The organism is Allosalinactinospora lopnorensis (genome assembly GCF_000981225.1).
GTDB lineage: Bacteria > Actinomycetota > Actinomycetes > Streptosporangiales > Streptosporangiaceae > Allosalinactinospora > Allosalinactinospora lopnorensis.
Genome location: NZ_LAJC01000036.1, coordinates 36,332 through 53,524, shown reverse-complemented (window position 1 = coordinate 53,524; position 17,193 = coordinate 36,332). Strand labels below are relative to the sequence as shown.

At 69.4% G+C, this 17,193-nt stretch carries 14 protein-coding genes and 3 pseudogenes; 7 read left to right on the top strand and 10 right to left on the bottom strand.

Going from position 1 to position 17,193, the window contains the following annotated elements:
* Both VS93_RS14600 and VS93_RS14595 read right to left on the bottom strand, forming a co-directional pair.
* Nucleotides 1-215: pseudogene (locus tag VS93_RS14600) on the bottom strand (hypothetical protein); the annotation flags it as partial.
* 42 nt (nt 216-257) lie between these two features.
* A complete protein-coding gene (locus VS93_RS14595; RefSeq protein WP_156184845.1) occupies nt 258-419 on the bottom strand; it encodes a hypothetical protein in 162 nt (53 codons plus the stop codon).
* Nucleotides 420-970: 551 nt separating this feature from the next.
* Here VS93_RS14595 and VS93_RS14590 point away from each other — a divergent pair.
* The 5 genes from VS93_RS14590 to VS93_RS14570 all read left to right on the top strand — a co-directional run bounded on the left by VS93_RS14590 (nt 971) and on the right by VS93_RS14570 (nt 4,972).
* Nucleotides 971-1,309: a hypothetical protein gene (locus VS93_RS14590; protein WP_046470475.1), complete on the top strand. Its 339-nt coding sequence runs from the start codon at nt 971-973 to the stop codon at nt 1,307-1,309.
* A gap of 58 nt (nt 1,310-1,367) precedes the next feature.
* Nucleotides 1,368-1,658, top strand: coding sequence for a WXG100 family type VII secretion target (locus VS93_RS14585; RefSeq protein WP_046470474.1), 291 nt, complete (start codon nt 1,368-1,370; stop codon nt 1,656-1,658).
* A gap of 72 nt (nt 1,659-1,730) precedes the next feature.
* Nucleotides 1,731-2,036: a hypothetical protein gene (locus tag VS93_RS14580; protein ID WP_236700551.1), complete on the top strand. Its 306-nt coding sequence runs from the start codon at nt 1,731-1,733 to the stop codon at nt 2,034-2,036.
* Between the two features lie 357 nt (nt 2,037-2,393).
* The gene (locus VS93_RS32545) at nt 2,394-4,211 is read left to right on the top strand and encodes a serine/threonine-protein kinase (RefSeq protein ID WP_269082859.1); all 1,818 of its coding nucleotides are present in this window, start codon (nt 2,394-2,396) and stop codon (nt 4,209-4,211) included.
* A 467-nt stretch (nt 4,212-4,678) separates the two neighbouring features.
* Nucleotides 4,679-4,972: a trypsin-like serine protease gene (locus tag VS93_RS14570; protein WP_162231686.1), complete on the top strand. Its 294-nt coding sequence runs from the start codon at nt 4,679-4,681 to the stop codon at nt 4,970-4,972.
* 119 nt (nt 4,973-5,091) lie between these two features.
* Here VS93_RS14570 and VS93_RS14565 read toward each other — a convergent pair whose 3' ends face one another.
* On the bottom strand, nt 5,092-5,454 hold the full coding sequence (locus VS93_RS14565; protein ID WP_046470486.1) for a hypothetical protein: 363 nt from the start codon (nt 5,452-5,454) through the stop codon (nt 5,092-5,094).
* Between the two features lie 623 nt (nt 5,455-6,077).
* Here VS93_RS14565 and VS93_RS14560 point away from each other — a divergent pair.
* Both VS93_RS14560 and VS93_RS14555 read left to right on the top strand, forming a co-directional pair.
* A complete protein-coding gene (locus VS93_RS14560) occupies nt 6,078-6,722 on the top strand; it encodes a GntR family transcriptional regulator (RefSeq protein WP_046470471.1) in 645 nt (214 codons plus the stop codon).
* A gap of 59 nt (nt 6,723-6,781) precedes the next feature.
* Nucleotides 6,782-8,041 (top strand): MFS transporter, encoded by a 1,260-nt coding sequence (locus VS93_RS14555; protein WP_046470485.1) that lies wholly within the window; start codon nt 6,782-6,784, stop codon nt 8,039-8,041.
* A 65-nt stretch (nt 8,042-8,106) separates the two neighbouring features.
* Here VS93_RS14555 and VS93_RS14550 read toward each other — a convergent pair whose 3' ends face one another.
* The 7 genes and pseudogenes from VS93_RS14550 to grpE all read right to left on the bottom strand — a co-directional run bounded on the left by VS93_RS14550 (nt 8,107) and on the right by grpE (nt 17,185).
* Nucleotides 8,107-8,319, bottom strand: coding sequence for a DUF6458 family protein (locus tag VS93_RS14550; protein ID WP_046470470.1), 213 nt, complete (start codon nt 8,317-8,319; stop codon nt 8,107-8,109).
* 361 nt (nt 8,320-8,680) lie between these two features.
* Nucleotides 8,681-10,503 (bottom strand): annotated as a pseudogene (locus tag VS93_RS14545) (acyl-CoA dehydrogenase).
* Between the two features lie 399 nt (nt 10,504-10,902).
* Nucleotides 10,903-11,667: a methyltransferase gene (locus tag VS93_RS14540; RefSeq protein WP_082126891.1), complete on the bottom strand. Its 765-nt coding sequence runs from the start codon at nt 11,665-11,667 to the stop codon at nt 10,903-10,905.
* 292 nt (nt 11,668-11,959) lie between these two features.
* A pseudogene (gene clpB / locus VS93_RS32760) lies at nt 11,960-14,586 on the bottom strand (ATP-dependent chaperone ClpB).
* A 145-nt stretch (nt 14,587-14,731) separates the two neighbouring features.
* Entirely contained in the window at nt 14,732-15,154 is a 423-nt protein-coding gene (locus VS93_RS14530; protein ID WP_046470469.1) for a heat shock protein transcriptional repressor HspR, read from the bottom strand.
* Nucleotides 15,151-16,314 (bottom strand): molecular chaperone DnaJ, encoded by a 1,164-nt coding sequence (gene dnaJ, locus VS93_RS14525; protein WP_046470468.1) that lies wholly within the window; start codon nt 16,312-16,314, stop codon nt 15,151-15,153. The genes VS93_RS14530 and dnaJ overlap by 4 nt, the downstream gene beginning before the upstream one ends.
* Nucleotides 16,315-16,423: 109 nt before the next feature.
* Nucleotides 16,424-17,185 (bottom strand): nucleotide exchange factor GrpE, encoded by a 762-nt coding sequence (grpE, locus tag VS93_RS14520; RefSeq protein ID WP_046470467.1) that lies wholly within the window; start codon nt 17,183-17,185, stop codon nt 16,424-16,426.
* Between the last annotated feature and the right edge of the window lie 8 nt (nt 17,186-17,193).

The following is a 17,193-nucleotide window of genomic DNA, read 5'->3' as shown; positions in this document are numbered from 1 at the left end:
AATATGGCCTTCTCCCAGGCGCCGCGGTTGTCCTCGGCGACGGATTTCAGGTCGTCGGCGATGAGGTCCGAGAACTCCCTCGCGGAGTCGTTGAAGAGCGCGTTCAGATCTCCGGATTTCCCGGTGATCCGCTCTATCAGGCCCGTGATCTTCTCGGAGCCGTTCCGCAGCCCCTCGACACTGGCATCGCACTCTTTCGGGGAGAATTGAGACACCGGCGCCCCTCCTAATCGAAAGTCCGGTCAGGACAGGCCCGGTCACCGGACCTGGGGCGGAAGCCCGCTGTTGATGTCGCGGGCGAGGTTCGATCCCGCATCCGAGTACTCGCTCCCGGTCTCGTCGTCGTTGTGGCCGGCCTGGCTGGCCCCCGACTTGATGTTGTTCGCGATCGACTGGCCGTGCTTCGAGACGTCGTGCATGTACTCCCCCTGTGAATCGAGGAACTTCTTCCAGCCCACGACGCCGGGGGCGTCACCGGAACTTCTCGATGCCGAGACCAGGATGTCCTCGAAGTCCGCTTCCAGGCCCGTGAATCCCGCCGCGTACTCTTCGGCGTCCGCCCCTTTTCGTAGGCGTCCTCGACGTTCACGCCGACTTCGTTGCCGCTCACAGTGCTTCTCCGTTTCTCGTCGGACCGGCTGAGGGGTTTTGGAAGGTGGAAACGCGATGCGCCGAAAGCGCTTGTCCCCGCCGAGCAGCAGAAGGTGAAGGATGTTCGGCTTTCGCCGCTATCGGTTGATCTGGCAAGCGGTAGCGCTACCACGCGGACCCCGTGGGGCGCGAACCGGTTCCGGAAGCGGTGCGTGGCCTCTCGTTGACCGGGTGACATGGTGCTATTAACGTCGTTCTCCGCGTGATCAGGGGGCTCACGCTGGTATTCACTTCACTGGCGCATATGTCCTGACCTGGTAGTTCGCGCGCATCCAGTGGTAAGGCCCTTGCTCACTCGAATCACTCGGAGGGAAACCCCATGGCCGATCACGTTGGTCTGACAGAAGCGGATGCCCTGTCAAGGGGCGGTGAGGATCTCGGTATCGAATCCGAAGGGCTGTATTCGCAGCTCAACAGTCTTATCCAGGACATGGACCGGGACGCGGACTCCCTCCAGGGCAACGCCCTGGCCAAGTTCCGCGAGGCGCGCAACGAGCTGACGACCCGCTTCGACGAGCTCATGACCTGGTACAGCAACAACGGGATCAAGCTGAACGAGGGCCAGAAGCAGGTCAACTGGACCGACTCTGAATCCGGTGACGATTTCGGTGGGACCGGCCGTGAGCTGGGCGGCCTCGCGCGGCCGATCAACGGCTGAGAGCTGGATGGCTTAGCCACCCGACCAGCGAGGACAGCAACGTCGAAGGGAGACAGGCGTGTCAGGCTACGAGGTGTACGGCAACGTCGGCGGGTTGCAGGAGCTCTCGGCCGACCAGCAGGGGCACCTGGCCCGGTTCCAGGGCATCATGGAGCAGATCAAGACCCAGTCCGAGACCACGGTGAACAAGTGGGAGGGCTCGGGAAACGAGCAGTTCAAGGCCAAGGCCGAGGAATTCGACAGCCAGTCCGCGTCGGTGAACAGCGCGTTCGCCAAGCTGATCGACGCCACCGACGGCGCGGCGCACAACTACGCCAAGCTGTCGAAGCACCCCAACAACCTGTTCTAGGCCCTCCAGCCCGTGTCCTCTCCGCCCTCTCCATCACCACCGCAGGCTCCGGCACCCCCTGATGCCGACCCGATGGTGCCGGAAGCGTTCCGCTTCACCCCCAACGCCGAGCAGTACCTGCTGCAGGCCGACGCCCTGCGCCGCCGCCAGTTGCGCGCGGCGCTGCTGTATGGCTCCAGCCGGTACTGGCGCCGCCGGCAGCGTGTCTGGCCGGCGGTGATCGGCGGTGTCATCCTCATCGCGATCATCTGCGGCGGGATCGCCGTGGCCTCGGCGTTTGAGAAGCAGCAGCAGATCAACGAGGAACGCCAGACAGGCCGCAACCTGGGGCCGGGGACCGGCGAACAGCCCTCCGGCCAGGGCGCCCCTGCCGGATGAGGACAGCGGCCGGATCCGGTCAGCGCCGAGCCGAGACCACACCCGTCAGTGCTCCGTGCCCAAGCGCGGGGCGGGCCACCGCGCTCAGACGAGGGAAAGAGAGCACAGAGATGTCCGGTGGAGAGCGTTCCACCGAATGGGCGCACGGTTTCCACTCCTTCGCCCTCGCCTACCGGGGCCGCCGCGCCCGGGTGTACCGGGCGGTCAGCGCGCACAGTGAGGCGACCGTCGCCCTGAAGGTGATGGAGGAGGAACAGGGCCTCCACGAGATCACCCGGCTGCGGGAGCTGGCAGGCGCCCGCGGGGTCGTGCCGTTGCTGGACATCGCGCGTGGTCTCGGGAGCGCCGGTGGCGGTCATGCCCTTCTACCCCGAGGGCTCCTACACCGACATCCTCGCCGCGAGCGGGGCGCTTCAGGTCCAGGAGGCCGTCCGCGTAGGGAGAGCCGTCACGGGGGCGCTGGCGGGGATACACGGCCAGGGGCGGCTGCACAACGAGGTCGTCCCCAGCAACGTCCTGCGTGCCGGCGGCACCGCCGTGCTCAGCGACTTCGGGGCGACCGCGGAGATCGGCGCCCCGCCGCCGAAGCTGCGGACCAGCTCTGAGCTGGTGTTCCACGCGCCGCCCGAGATCCTGCGCGGTACGCCCCACGGCCCCTCTCCCGACGTCTACCAGCTCGCCTCCACACTGTGGACACTGCTGGCCGGTCATCCCCCGTTCTCCGACGAGGGGAGCCCCGTCGATCCGCGGACCTACGCCCAGCTGGCGGTAAGGACCCCCGCACGACCCGTACCGCGTTCCGACGTGCCGCGGGAACTGAACGAGGTGCTGTTGCGGGCCCTGGCCAAAGATCCGGCCGAGCGCTACCCGACCCCGGGCGCGTTCGAGGCCGACCTGGAGCGCACCGGGATGCAGCAGCACGCATCGGAGGCCCCCGCGGCTCAGTGGCCGACCGGCCCCCGGACCGCGGGGCCCGCCGCGTCCCCGCCCCCGGCAGAGCCGGGGACCCCGGCCACCGGGCCGCAGGCACCGCCGCAGGATCCGAACACCACCGCGACGTCGCTGAGAGGGGGCATCAGGCGCCGCCGCCCGGAACCCGAGCCGCCGGCACCCCCGCCCTCGAAGCCCTGGCCCTGGGAGTCGCGGTCCCCGGATCCGGGGACGCCGGAGCCGTCCGGCCCCGGGCGCGCGGAACAGCGTCCTCCGGCCGCCGCGTCCCCCCCCCGACCGGAGGCCACCCCGCCCGCGGGCTCAAGCGGCCTCGGGTCGAACCCCAAGGACACCATCGGGCTCACGGCCGACCTGGTCGCACGGCTGTGCGGTGTCACGCTGAACAAGGACCTCTTCGCCCAGCGCGGCTGGTTCCGGCTGGAGAGGTGGACCGGCCGAGCGAACGCCCTGTCCCTGCCCGCTCTGGAGAGCGAGAAGGAGGACAGCCGCGAGGAGTGGCCCGATTACAGCGACCTCGCACCCGGCCGGGCACCCCGCTGGCGCCGGCACCTGCACATCGTGGCCGCTGTCGCGTCCATCATCGTTGTCGCCGGCGCCACGGCGGTGACGGCGGCCGTGCACCCCGGGCCGGGACTGAACGGGGAAGGTTCGCAGCCGCTGTCCGTGGCCGCCGCGGCGGACCAGGAGGGCGAGGACGGCGGCGGATCGGGCGGCAGCGGTGGCGCGGAGCCGGAGGAGCAGGCCGGCCCGGACCCGTCGCCGGCCTCCGAGGAGCCACCGGACGTCCCCGAACCCGGCGAGGTACGGCTGGAGGACAGCCTCAGCAGCGTACAGGTGCGCTGGACAGACAACTCCGGAGGGACGGCCAGCTACTTCGTGGTCGGGGGCATAGCCGACCACGACCCCGCGACCCTGGCCAGGACCGGCCCCGGAGCCGAGGTCGCCCAGGTGACCACGGACGACACCGTGGCCGAGTACTGCTTCACCGTCGTGGCCGTCGACGGCGGCTCCGCGTCCGCTCCCGAAGTGTGCACCGAACGCGCGGCCGCGCGCCGAGGCCGAACGGGAACGCGAGGAGCGGGAGCGGGAGGAAGAGGAGGTGGCAGAGGAAGAAGAGGAGGAGGCGGAGGAGGAGTCCGAATAGCGTCTTCGCGCGGCCGGTGGGAGCCGGTCGCTCTCCTTTTTCCTTCCACAGCGGGTCCGCGCAGGTTGCCATCGACGTGAGCGTGCCCAAGGGGAGAAGACCTCCTTGAGGCGGTCCCCCGACGATCGTATCCCCAGGCTCCGGACATCCCGGCGAGCGCATGTCGCGGCCGCCGCGACCCGCGCCGGTTCCCTGATCTCCTCCCGCGCCGTCGCAGGGCACCGCGGTCGTTGGGGAGCGCACCGCCCGGCATGCGCCGAGGGTCCGCGACGCTGAGGACAGTGGAAGGGCGGCCCCGCTGACCGAGCGCGGATCCGCCTTTCCGGGGAGCGGCCTCCGTCTTTCGGAGGGTATGAAATCCAGCCTCATGGCGGATACCCGCCGCGGTGCGCACCGGGTTAGCTTCGGGGCGTGCCGATCACCGCGGCGGCGCCGTCGACCCCCACATCGACCTTTCTCCCGGCCGGTGAGCAGAAGCGTGTGACACTCCCTTGCCCCGAGCACGCTCTGCCCCTCCCCACACCGGCCCATGGGCGGCGCCGCCGCGGTGTCGGTCCGAGCGCTCCCCTCCGACGGGGAGCGCACCGGGGTCGTCGAGCCCGACCTGACCTACGACGCCGAGTCCTACGTCTGCGGGAACGGGGTCAGCGGCGAGGGCGCGAACGTGGACGCTTGCGCGGGCGACAGCGGAGGGCCGCTGGTGATCGACGACAGGCCGGCCGGGGTGGTGTCCTTCAGCGTGCAGGAGTGCCAGGAGGACGGCGGTCTGGGCTTCTACACCAGGGTGACCACCTTCGCCGATGAGGTCGCGGAGCAGGTCGGTGGGCAGATCGACCCCTGATCACCACAAGCCGGAGACGGGATTCGCGGCGGGCCGGGAACATCCGGACCGCCGCGCTGCTGCGGTCGACGGCGCTTCGTGCGCGGGCGACGCCTAATGGCGTGCGGCCGGCGCCGAGATCAGGCGGGGGCGAGGTCCAGGGCGTGACGGTCGCGCTCGGCGCTCCAGCGGAAGGGACGGAGGCGGGCGGCGGCACCGGCGGGATCGCTGGCGGGATGGGTGACCGTCATGCCGAAGAGATCGTTCCAGTAGAACTTGCCGTCACGGCACCAGACGTTGATCCCGCAGCGCACCGACATCACGGCGAGGTCCGTCGAACCGGCGCGGTACATCGGGCGTGCTGCCACGGAGATCAACTCGTCCCAGAGAGCCGAGATCGCACGCTCGGCGCAGAAGGCGTGACGCGGCCGGTGCTTGCCCCGGCTCGCCAGGGCGGATTTCACGCGGCAGGACCGAGGGTTGTTCAGGCGCCAGTGGCTCAAGGACATCTCCTACTGTTCGGAGGGACCGGCGGTGGGGGCGCCGCCCCGTCGATGTGACCACGCTGGCGCGGCCCAAAGCGGGACCGTACCGCTCCGGCGCCGTTTGAGAGAGGGGAAGGCGCCGTGGGGGACGGTGGTCCGGAATCTCCACAAAGATTGAGGTAATGAGGCAACTAGGTGGGTCGTTACCTCACAGTTATTCTTTGCGTTCCGGATCGTAGCAGCAATGGCCCCCTAGGGGGAGAGTTCGTCGGATGTAGTGCACGTCACAGAGCGGAACGTGGCCAGGGGGCGGATGCGGTGCCGTTGCCGCAGTTCAGAGTGCGTCTTTAGTAGTCCTGTCCGCTTCGGCGGGTGGCCTGAATCGGTCAGTGGAACCCTGATTCGCTTGTTAGGGGTTTCGTTGAAACGGATTCCGTGTCGAAAAGGCCTAATATCCAACGTGGTTAAAAAATCACTACCAGAGATTCGTTTGTGACTGAGTGTGTTTTCTCGTTTTCAAGGCGCCTTTCATGCCGTGCCGGAGGCCGGCGTGCCCTCTTCGGTCGGTGATGTGTCCATCGCGGGGGCGTAAGAGGAATCACAGCAGTCTCCGGTCATGTCGGCATTAGCATAGATACGACATGGATACGAAGCTGTCCGCAACGGACCGTGCCTACCGGTACACCAAGGACGCCATCCTCACCCGCCGCTACGCCGGGGGTGAGCTCATCAGCGAAGGCGACATCGCCACCGGCATCGGAGTCTCGCGTACCCCGGTGCGCGAGGCGCTCCTCCGGCTCGAAGGCGAGGGCCTCGTCCGCCTCTACCCCAAGCGCGGCGCGCTGATCGTGCCCGTGTCGCAGGCGGAGATCGACGACGTGATCGAGACGCGCAGGCTCGTCGAGGGCTTCACCGCCCAGCGGGTCGCCGGAGCCGGTGAGGAGGAGCGTGCCGCGCTCGTGCCGACCCTCACCAAGCATCTGGACGAGATGCGCGCGACCGCTGAGACCGACAAGCGCGCGTTCGTCCTCGCCGACCGCGAGTTCCACCGGGCCATAGTCGAAGCGGCCGGGAACCGGGTCCTGTTCGACCTCTACGAGTCGCTGCGCGATCGGCAGCTGCGGATGATGGAGGAGGGGGCGCGCACCGTGGAGCGGCTGCGGGGCAACATCCGGGAGCACGCCGCGATCATGGACGCGATCCGCGCCGGCGACATCCGCGCCGCGAGCGAGGCGGTCCAGGCGCACATGGACGCCGCGGGCGCGATGCTGGGGGCGCGCCGGTGAGTACCGCCGCACCGCCTCAGCCGCAACAGTATTCCGCTCATTCCTCCCATGATCGGACCCTGCCGACCACTACTGCGGTCGAGCCGCCCGGCGGTGTCCGCGCGTGGCTCGTGTGGGCCGTCGCCGTGGGCGTCTACTTCCTGGCGATGTTCCACCGCAACGGGCTCGGTGTCGCCGCGCTGGAGGCCCAGGAGCGCTTCCAGGTAGGACCGGCGCTGCTGTCGGCGCTCCCCGTCATGCAGCTCGTGGTCTACCTCGTCCTGCAGATGCCCGCAGGGCTGCTGGCGGACCGCTTGGGGCCGCGCCGGACGCTGCTGATGGGGCTGCTGGCGATGGTGGCCGGCGTCGTGCTGTTCGCCGTCGCCCCGAACATCCACGTGGCGATCGCCGCGCGGGTGCTCATCGGTGCCGGGGACGCGGTGACCTTCCTCAACGTCCTTCGGCTCGGCGCGCTGTGGTTCCCGCGGTCGCAGTACGCTCTGGTCAGCGCCTTCACCGGGATGATCGGCGGACTCGGCCAGGTCGCCAGTGTGGTCCCGCTGTCAGCGGCGCTGCGCGGGCTCGGCTGGACCGCCGCGTTTCTCGGTGCGGGCGCGGTGACCGCGGTGATGGTGCTGCTGGTCCTGCTTGTCGTGCGGGACCGTCCTGCCGGGATGCGGGACGGGCACGCGCGCAAGCCGCTCCCTGTTTGGGCGAGCCTGGTCGAGGCAGCGAAGGCGCGCGGGTCACGCGTGGGCATGGCCAACCACATTGTCATGCAGGCGCCCTACACCATGTTGGCGGCACTGTGGGGCTACCCGTTCCTCGTGGCGGGGATGGGCTTCGCCCCCGCTGCGGCGGGCCTGGTGCTGACCGTGCTCGGGGTCGCCACCCTCTGGACGTCGCCCGTGATCGGGGCGTTGATCGGGCGCCGGCCGGGTGTCCGGAAACCGACCGTGCTCGTCTCCGCCGTGCTTCTGAGCCTGGGCTGGATCGCTCTCGTCGCGTGGCCCGGGGGTCCACCACCCGCGCCGGTGGTGGTCGCGCACCTCGCCTGCTGTTCCGCGGCGATGATGATGGCGGCGCCCCTGTCGTTCGACTTCGCCCGGGACGGGGTTCCCGCGCACCGGACCGGGGTGGCGGCCGGCCTGGTGAACATGAGCGGTTTCCTCGCCGTGGTGCTGACCACGGTGGGCGCGGGCCTGATCCTGGAGGCGCTGCCGGAGCCGCCCAGCGGCCCCGCCTTCCAGTTGGCCTTCCTGCCCGTCGCGGCGACGACGGTCGCCGCCGCGCTCGTCCTCATCGTCCAGCTGTGGCGCTACCCGCGGGTGCGGCGGTAGGCGGAGGTGCCGGCTGCTGCGCGTCGTCGTGCACGATCCGGTCCGCGGGCGGGGGAGCGGCCGGTTCAGACCACGTCGCCGTCGCTGTCGACCCGCTCGTGGTGCGGCTGCTCGCGGCGCAGGATCATCATGAAGATCGTCAGGATGACGACCGCGGCTCCGGCCACCATGAAGATGACCCCGATGGCGTCCAGATCGAGCGCGGCCACATCGGCGGTGATGCCGAATTTCAGCACGGCGCCGATGACGATGAGGAAGATCCCGAGCCCGATACCCATTGGCTGCCTCCGCGGCGCGTCATGAGGTGTGATCTGCCGTTGTCCACAGGCGCGTTCCGCGAGGAGTGCGGCGACTGCGCCCGCGCGGGACGCCCTCCGCTTCGGCTGAGGGGAGGAGGCCGACCCACGTTCTACGACTACCCGCATCGCAGTATGCCATCACCAAGAGGCGGCGCCCGCAGTGAGCTTTTTTCATGGGGATTCCCGCCGTCCCGCGTCAGCGAGCACGCTACGGACGCTCCCACTGCCCGCGCCGCGGCGGGAGGCCCGGCAGACCGCACAAGCGGAGCGGGCGGGGCGGTGACCGCCCCGCCCGCTCCGTGTTACCGGCCATGCCTCCTGGCCGGGAGGGGAGACCGGCTCAGAAGGCCGATTCGGGGATCTCCATGAGATCCAGCGTGGTGTCCTCCGCGATCCTGCGCTCCGCGGCCACCCGCGGAAGGACCTGGCCGGCGAAGAACCGCGCGGCCGCGATCTTTCCGGTGTAGAAGTCCTGGTCCGCCTGATCGGCGCCGTCGATAGCCGACAGGGCGACCTCGGCCTGGCGCAGCAGCAGCCAGCCAGGACGATGTCGCCGACGGCCATCAGCAGGCGCGTGGTGTTCAGGCCCACCTTGTACAGCTCGCGGGGCTCCTCGGCGGCGCGCATCGTGTCGCCCACCATGAGCTCGACGAGCCGCTCGACGTCGGCTGTGGCCTCGGCGAGGGCGGTGCGCTCGTCCTTGAGCCGGCCGTTGCCGGCATCGCTGTCGGCGAAGGCCTTGATCTCGCTGACGAGCTGCCCGAACGCCTTGCCGTTGTTCTTCACGATCTTCCGGAAGAAGAAGTCCTGCGCCTGGATCGCCGTGGTGCCCTCGTACAGGGTGTCGATCTTGGCGTCGCGGATGTACTGCTCGATCGGGTATTCCTGCAGGTAACCGGAGCCGCCCAGGGTCTGCAGCGACTCGGAGAGCAGCGCGTAGGAGCGCTCGGAGCCGACCCCCTTGACGATGGGCAGCAGCAGGTCGTTGAGGGCCTCGATGTCGCTGTGGTCCTCGCCCTTGTGCTGGGCGATCTGCACCGCGTCCTGCTGGGAGGCGGTGTAGATGACGAGGGCGCGGAGCGCTTCGGCGTAGGCCTTCTGCGTCATCAGGCTGCGCCGCACGTCAGGGTGGTGGGTGATGGTGACCCGCGGGGCGGTCTTGTCCGACATCTGGGTCATGTCGGCGCCCTGCTTGCGCTCCTTGGCGTACTCCAGGGCGTTCAGGTAGCCGGTGGACAGCGTGGCGATCGCCTTCGTGCCGACCATCATCCGGGCGTACTCGATGATGAGGAACATCTGCCGGATGCCGTCATGCTTGTCGCCGACGAGGTAGCCGACGGCCGGGTGTTTGGCACCGAAGGTCAGCTCGCACGTGGTGGACGCCTTGAGGCCCATCTTGTGCTCGACGTTGGTCACGTAGACGCCGTTGCGCTCGCCGAGGGAGTCGTCCTCGTCGACCAGGTACTTCGGGACCAGGAACAGCGAGAGACCCTTCGTTCCGGGCTTGGCGCCCTCGGGACGCGCCAAGACCAGGTGGAAGATGTTCTCGGTCATGTCCTGTTCAGCGGAGGTGATGAACCGCTTCACACCGTCGATGTGCCAGGTACCGTCCGCCTGCTCGACGGCCTTCGTCCGGCCGGCGCCGACGTCGGATCCGGCGTCGGGCTCGGTGAGCACCATGGTGGCGCCCCAGCCGCGCTCGATCGCCTGCTCGGCGAACCGCTTCTGCGCCTCGTTGCCCTCCAGCCAGAGAACATTGGCGAAGCCCGGACCGCCCGCGTACATGTGGACCGCGGGGTTGGAGCCGAGGATGAGCTCCGCGGCCGCCCATACCAGGGAGCGGGGTGCGCCGAGACCGCCCAGTTCCTGGGGCAGGTCGAGGTTGTACCAGCCGGCGTCCATGTAGGCCCGGTAGGACTTCTTCAGACTGTCGGGGGTGGAGACGGTGCTCGTCTGCGGGTCGAAGACGGGGGGATTGCGGTCGGCGTCTTCGAAGGACTCGGCCACGACCCCGGTGGCGAGCCGGTTGACCTCGTCAAGAATGGTGCGAGCCGTGTCCTCGTCCAGCTCCTCGAACGGGCCGTCGCCTAGCACGTCCTGGCGCTTGAAGACCTCGAAAAGGTTGAACTGGAGGTCACGGAGGTTGCTCTTGTAGTGCGTCATGGCGCGCTCCGCTGTGTCGTGGCCGCTGTGTCTGTACACGCGATCTACTGGTTAGTAACAAAATAATGTTACTACCTAGTAGGAGGAGTCCGCTAGGAGGGAGGCCCTCGGGCATGTGTGGATACGCGCACACCGGCAAGGATTTCCGTCTCGTGTGAGGTTCCGCGGGGTCGGGGCCGCCAGGGAAGGGGCCGCTGCGTGGACGGCCGTGCGGCGCCGTACGGCCGGGGGTGCCGGCCGGAGGGACCGGGTGATCCGCCTCGGGAGGTCGGCCGGTCCGCGGGAGTGGGCGCCCCGGCGCGGCCGCCGGACTCGCGGAGCGAAGAGAGGGAGGCTCCCGGCGCCTGACCAGCCGGCCAGGGGGCGTCGCAGTCGCGGCTGCCGGGAGCCGACCGGAGGCTACCGCCGCAGCCGGAACAGGTAGGTGCGCACGTCGCTGCCGTCCCATCCCTGGCTGTGGGCGGTCTCAAGGGAGAAACCGAGGTCGAGGGCGTGCCCGGTGATCTTCCGCAGTTCCGAGGTGTTCGAGATGACGACGTCGACCTCGCCGCCGGGGGCGAGCAGGTCGCGTTCGGCGATCTGGTCGAAGAAGCGCGTCACGACGCCGCTCCCCACGCACATGTTGCGCACGATGTCGGGATCGTCGCTGACCGCCTCCTTGACTGCGGGCGGGTTGAAGGTGACGACGTCGACCTCGCCCGATTCGGGGAACCGGTCGAACAGGTCGGAGGTGATCGGGATCAGGCGGGTGCCGGAGTGCTCTCCGGCCAGGCGCTTGTAGTGGGCGGTGGTGTTCCGGACGCTCTCCGGGTGCAGATCCAGCGCGTAGACCTCTCTCGCGCCCCGCTTCGCCGCGATCACGGTCTCGACACCGAGTCCGCACCCCATGACGGCGTAGCGCCCGCCCGCGAGGGGGATGGTGCCGTCGAGCAGCCGGTCGAACACGACCTGGCTGGTCAGTCCCGGGGAGAACACGCCCGGCGGTACGTCGAAATCCCAGCCGTTGTAGCTGTAGCTCCGATGCGAGGCCACATTCTCCCTGGGCCGGTTCGCGGCGACGATCACGTCCGCGGGAAGCGGATCCGGCAGGCTCTGCCGCAGCTCCCACGACTCCTGGGATGCGTACGGGGGCGCAGATGCGGCCGCCCGGTTCGGCTCGTCCATTCCGCTTCCCTTCCGCCGACCGGTCTCGGACGCGTCCCGTTGAGCCCCGCCCGGCTCCGGGGCGGTGTCGGGAGCCCCGGAGCCGGGCGGGTAGCACTCTATGTGCCGTACCCGGATCATCTCATACAATGAAAACCGTTTTCAACAAGGGGTGGTGGCGGTTCCGTTCCTGCTCCCTCGAAGGGCGGCGGCCAGCCGGAGCCGCCGCACGCGCCTGCGCGGGGCGTGGCACGCCGTGGACACGACAATGGGGCCGACGTTCCGCCGGCCCCATTGTCGTGCCGGTCGCGGATCAGGAGGAGGCCGCGTCCTCCCTGCCCGCGGCACCGACAGTGAGCGCGTCCTTTTCCTCGTCCAGGTCCACCATGACCGTGGCGCCCTCCTGCAGCTCGCCCGAAAGGAGCGCCTTCGCCAGCGGGTCGCCGATCGAGGCCTGCACCAGGCGGCGCAGCGGACGGGCGCCGTAGACCGGGTCGTAGCCGGTGAGCGCCAGCCACTCCCGCGCGGCCGGGGTGACCTCCAGCTCCAGCCGGCGGTCGGCCAGCCGTGCGGCCAGCTTGTCGACCTGCAGGTCGACGATCCGGGTCAGCTCCTCCGTCGACAGCGCGTCGAACATGATGACGTCGTCCAACCGGTTCAGAAACTCCGGTTTGAAGGTGGTGCGGACGATCGACATCACCTTCTCCTGCTTGACCCCGTTCTCCAGGGACGGGTCGACCAGGAACTGCGAACCCAGGTTCGAGGTGAGGATCAGCAGCGTGTTCCGGAAGTCCACGAGGCGTCCCTGGCCATCGGTGAGGCGGCCGTCCTCCAGGACCTGGAGCAGCGTGTCGAAGACCTCCAGGTGCGCCTTCTCCACCTCGTCCAGCAGCACCACGGTGTACGGGCGGCGCCGTACCGCCTCCGTGAGCTGGCCGCCCTCCTCGTAGCCGATGTAGCCGGGCGGCGCCCCCACCAGCCGGGCCACCGAGTGCTTCTCGGAGTACTCGCTCATGTCCACGCGCACGATGGCGCGCTCGTCGTCGAACAGGAACTCCGCCAGCGCCTTGGCCAGCTCGGTCTTGCCGACACCCGTGGGGCCGAGGAACAGGAACGAGCCGGTGGGGCGGTCCGGGTCGGAGATGCCGGCCCGGGCGCGACGCACGGCGTCGGAGACCGCGGTGACGGCGGTGGACTGCCCGATCAGCCGCCTGCCGAGCTCCTCCTCCATGCGCAGCAGCTTGGCGGTCTCGCCCTCCATCAGCCGCCCGACCGGGATACCGGTCCACGACGACACGACATCGGCGATGTCGTCGGCCTCGACCTCATCCTTGACCATGGCCGGCGGCGCGCTGTCATGCTGGGACTCCTCTTCCTCTTCCGCGGCGGAGGACGCCTCTTCGAGCTGCTTCTCCACCTGCGGGATCTCCCCGTACATCAGTCGGGACGCCTCGGTGAAGTCCCCGTCGCGCTGGGCGCGTTCGGCCTGGGTGCGCAGGTCGTCCAGGCGCTCCTTGAGCTCACCGACCCGGTTCAGGCCCGCCTTCTCCTGTTCCCAGCGGGCCAGGAGGCGTTCAGCTCCTCCTGCCGGTCGGCGAGATCCGCGCGGAGACGCTCCAGCCGCTGTACGGACGCGGAGTCGGACTCCTTCTCCAGCGCCATCTCCTCCATCTTCAGCCGGTCGACCGTGCGCTGCAGCTCGTCGATCTCCACCGGCCGCGAGTCGATCTCCATGCGCAGCCGCGATGCCGCCTCGTCGATTAGGTCGATGGCCTTGTCCGGCAGGAACCGCGCGGTGATGTAGCGGTCCGAGAGGGTGGCCGCCGCCACCAGCGCCGAGTCCGCGATCTGCACCTTGTGGTGCGCCTCGTAGCGCCCCTTGAGGCCGCGCAGGATCGCGATCGTGTCGGCCGCCGAAGGCTCGTCCACGAGCACCTGCTGGAAGCGGCGCTCCAGCGCCGCGTCCTTCTCGACGCGCTCGCGGTACTCGTCCAGCGTGGTCGCGCCGACCATGCGCAGCTCACCGCGCGCCAGCATCGGCTTGAGCATGTTCCCCGCGTCCATCGCGCCCTCGGCCGCGCCGGCACCGACCATGGTGTGCAGCTCGTCGATGAACGTGATGATCTGGCCTTCGCTCTCCTTGATCTCGTTCAGGACGGCCTTGAGGCGCTCCTCGAACTCGCCGCGGTACTTCGCGCCGGCCACCATCGCCGACAGGTCCAGTGCGATCAGCCGCTTGTCGCGCAGGGACTCCGGTACGTCGCCCGCCACGACACGCTGGGCGAGACCCTCCACGACCGCGGTCTTCCCGACGCCGGGCTCGCCGATCAGCACCGGGTTGTTCTTGGTGCGGCGGGAGAGTACCTGGACGACGCGGCGGATCTCGGAGTCCCGCCCGATCACCGGGTCGAGGGCGCCTGAGCGCGCCTGCTGGGTCAGATCGACCCCGTACTTCTCCAGCGCCTGGTAGGTCTCCTCGGGATTCTCCGAGGTCACCCGGCCGCTGCCGCGCACCCGCTCGAACGCCTCCAGCAGCGCCTCGGGGGTGGCCCCGGCGTCGCGCAGGATGCGCCCCGCCTCGCCGCCGTCGGCGGCCAACCCGACGAGCAGGTGCTCGGTGGAGACGAACTCGTCCTCCATCTGCTGGGCCCGCTGGGCGGCGGTGTTCATCGAGACGATGAGCTGGCGCGAGCTGGCCGGTGCGCTCACCGTGCTGCCGGCCGCTTTGGGCAGGCCGGCAATGGCCTGCTCGACCTTGGTGTTCAGCTCGTCAGGGGAGATTCCGACCTCTTTGAGCAGGGGACGGATGATCCCCTCGCCCTGGTTGACGAGTGCTGTGAGTAAGTGCGCCGGTTCGACCTGCGGACTGCCGTCCGCGGTCGCGCGCCGGATCGCCGCTGACAGTGCTTCCTGGCTTTTCCGGGTCAGTTTGAAGTCCATGCTGCGCCGCCCCCTTCACACGAAAGTCGCTGCACGGTTGTCTGGTTCGTTCTCGTCGACCGGGTCGGCCGCCGCGGCGCCGCGCGCCGCGGCGGGATACCGCCCGGATGCCCCTCCCGAGCGGTACGACCACGGTCGGAACCGGCTATCGGTTCTGCTCGGGCGGAGGCGAAGTGTTGAAGATCGTCACGCGCGCCCGACGCACCGGCAGCAGTTCGCCGCCGGGAGAGCGCCCCGACTCGCGCCGGGAGACCGCGCTGCGCGCCGCCTCCATTTCGTTGTGCAGATGGAAGATGTGCTCCCGCAGCTCCGCGACCTCGCGCTGGAGCTCCAGAATGCGTTTGATCCCGGCGAGGTTGATGCCCTCCTCCTGGGACAGCCGCTGCACCTCGCGGAGCATCTGGATGTCGCGCATGGAGTAGCGGCGACCGCGCCCGGACGCCCGGCCGGGAGAGACCAGGCCGAGCCGGTCGTACTGGCGCAGCGTCTGCGGGTGCAGGCCGGACAGCTCGGCGGCGACGGAGATGACGTAGACCGGGGTGTCGTCGCCGAACGCGGGGTTGTTCATTGTTCTCCCGCCCCCTTCGCCCGCGCTTCAAGCCCTTGGCGCGGGTCCTGGTCCGCGGTCGCGGCGCGGAACTTCTCCAAGGCCTCCCGAGCGTCGCTGCTGAGGCTCTGCGGTACCGCGACCTCGACGGTCACGAGCAGGTCGCCCGTCGTGCCGTCGCGGCGGGTCGCCCCTTTGCCCCGGACCCGGAGCGTGCGCCCGTTCGGCGTGCCCGGAGGGATCTTGACGGTGACCGGAAGGCCGTTGAGCGTCGGGACCCGCACATCGGCGCCGAGCGCGGCCTCAGGGAAGGTCACCGGAACGGTAATCGTCAGGTTGTCGCCGGACTTGCCGAACAGAGAATGCGGCTGCACATGTACCACCACGTAGAGGTCTCCGGCCGGTCCCCCGCGTTCTCCCGGCGCTCCTTTGCCTTTGATCCGGATCCGCTGGCCGTCGGAGACGCCTCCCGGGATCCGGGCCTGGATCGTGCGGGTGCTCTTGCCGCGCCCGCTTCCGCTGCATGTGGGACAGGGGTCGTCGACGACGAGGCCGCGTCCCTTGCACTCGCTGCAGGGTTCGGACAGGGAGAACCCGCCCAGGTTCTTGCTCTCGTGGCCGGTGCCCGAGCATCTGGCGCACACCCGGGGGGTCGATCCGGCCTTCGCTCCGGTGCCCTTGCAGGTGGAGCACGCGGCCTCGCTGGTCAACTGGAACGATCTGGTGACACCGGTGACCGCCTCGGAGAAGGTCAGCCGGGTCTCGGTCTCGACGTCGGCTCCGCGGCGCGCCTGCGTAGTCGTCCGGCCGCGGCCGCCGAACAGCCCGCCGAACAGGTCGCTGAGCCGTTCGCCGCCTCCCGTGCTGGTACCGGTGCCCTGACCGAACAGGTCACCCAGGTCGAAGCCTCCCGTGCCGGTGCCTCCGCCCGGCCGGTAGGAGCCGCCGAAGAGCGAGCGCGCGTCGTCGTACTCCTTACGCCGCTTCTCGTCGGAGAGGACGTTGTACGCCTCGGAGATCTCCTTGAACCGGTTCTCGGCCTCGGAGTCTCCTTTGTTGGCGTCAGGGTGGTACTCGCGCGCGAGCTTGCGATAGGACTGCTTGATCTCGTCCTGCGTGGCCGTCTTTGAGACTCCGAGGACCTTGTAGTAGTCCTTCTCCAGGTAGTCCTTGGTGCTCATCGACGTCTGCCTTCTCCCCGCTTCGCGCTCTTGTCCGTCAAGGTCCGGCCTCGCCCGACCCGGAGATGTCCGCCCCGGGCGCTGTGCCGTGCCCGGGGCGGATCATCCGTTACTTCTGCTGCTCGCCGTTGGCCTCTGGGCCTGAGGCGGGCTCACCTGGCTCCGCCGGCGGAGCTTCCGGAGGCCCCGCCGCTTCGGCTCCGGCCACGGCATCTCCGGGCGTCTCCACGCTCTCCTCACCCGGACCGGCCACCACGACGCGGGCCGGACGCAGTACCCGTTCACCGATCAGGTACCCGGGCTGGAACACCTCGATCACCGTGGGCACGGTGACGTCGGCTGAGGGCACCATCGTCAGGGCCTCGTGCACGTTCGGGTCGAACTCGTCGCCGGCCTCCCCGTACTTCTTCAGCCCCAACTTGGTGACGAGCGCCTCCAGCGACTCGCCGACGGACTTGAACCCGCCGTTGAGCTCGTCGTGCTCGCGAGCGCGGCCGATGTCGTCCAGTATGGGCAGCAGTTCGCCCACCACCTGGGCGAGCGCCTGGTCCCGGACGGTGGCCCGGTCACGGTCGACCCGCTTGCGGTAATTGGCGTACTCCGCCTGCAACCGCTTGAGGTCGTTGGTGCGCTCGACGAGCTGCTGCTGCACAGCCCCGAGTTCCGTCTCCTGGGCGACGCCGGCAGTGCCGATGGCCTCGGAGGCCGCGTCGACGTCGACCGTTCCGCCCTCGGCCTCCGCGGAGCCCGGAGCGGGCGTTTCCGCCCCCTCCGGTGTGCGCAGTTCACCGGTCTCGGGGTCGATGCGCCGTTTGTCGCGGATCACCGGCCCCTGCTGCTCGTGACCGTTCTCGTTCTCCGGCAGCGCCATTCGCTGCG

What these genes read in the sequence shown, in the direction of transcription:
- VS93_RS14595 (WP_156184845.1), bottom strand. Translation starts at nt 419, where the DNA reads ATGCACGACGTCTCGAAGCACGGCCAGTCGATCGCGAACAACATCAAG.
- VS93_RS14590 (WP_046470475.1), top strand. Translation starts at nt 971, where the DNA reads ATGGCCGATCACGTTGGTCTGACAGAAGCGGATGCCCTGTCAAGGGGC.
- VS93_RS14580 (WP_236700551.1), top strand. Translation starts at nt 1,731, where the DNA reads ATGGTGCCGGAAGCGTTCCGCTTCACCCCCAACGCCGAGCAGTACCTG.
- VS93_RS32545 (WP_269082859.1), top strand. Translation starts at nt 2,394, where the DNA reads ATGCCCTTCTACCCCGAGGGCTCCTACACCGACATCCTCGCCGCGAGC.
- VS93_RS14560 (WP_046470471.1), top strand. Translation starts at nt 6,078, where the DNA reads ATGGATACGAAGCTGTCCGCAACGGACCGTGCCTACCGGTACACCAAG.
- VS93_RS14550 (WP_046470470.1), bottom strand. Translation starts at nt 8,319, where the DNA reads ATGGGTATCGGGCTCGGGATCTTCCTCATCGTCATCGGCGCCGTGCTG.
- VS93_RS14540 (WP_082126891.1), bottom strand. Translation starts at nt 11,667, where the DNA reads ATGGACGAGCCGAACCGGGCGGCCGCATCTGCGCCCCCGTACGCATCC.
- VS93_RS14530 (WP_046470469.1), bottom strand. Translation starts at nt 15,154, where the DNA reads ATGAACAACCCCGCGTTCGGCGACGACACCCCGGTCTACGTCATCTCC.
- dnaJ (WP_046470468.1), bottom strand. Translation starts at nt 16,314, where the DNA reads ATGAGCACCAAGGACTACCTGGAGAAGGACTACTACAAGGTCCTCGGA.
- grpE (WP_046470467.1), bottom strand. Translation starts at nt 17,185, where the DNA reads ATGGCGCTGCCGGAGAACGAGAACGGTCACGAGCAGCAGGGGCCGGTG.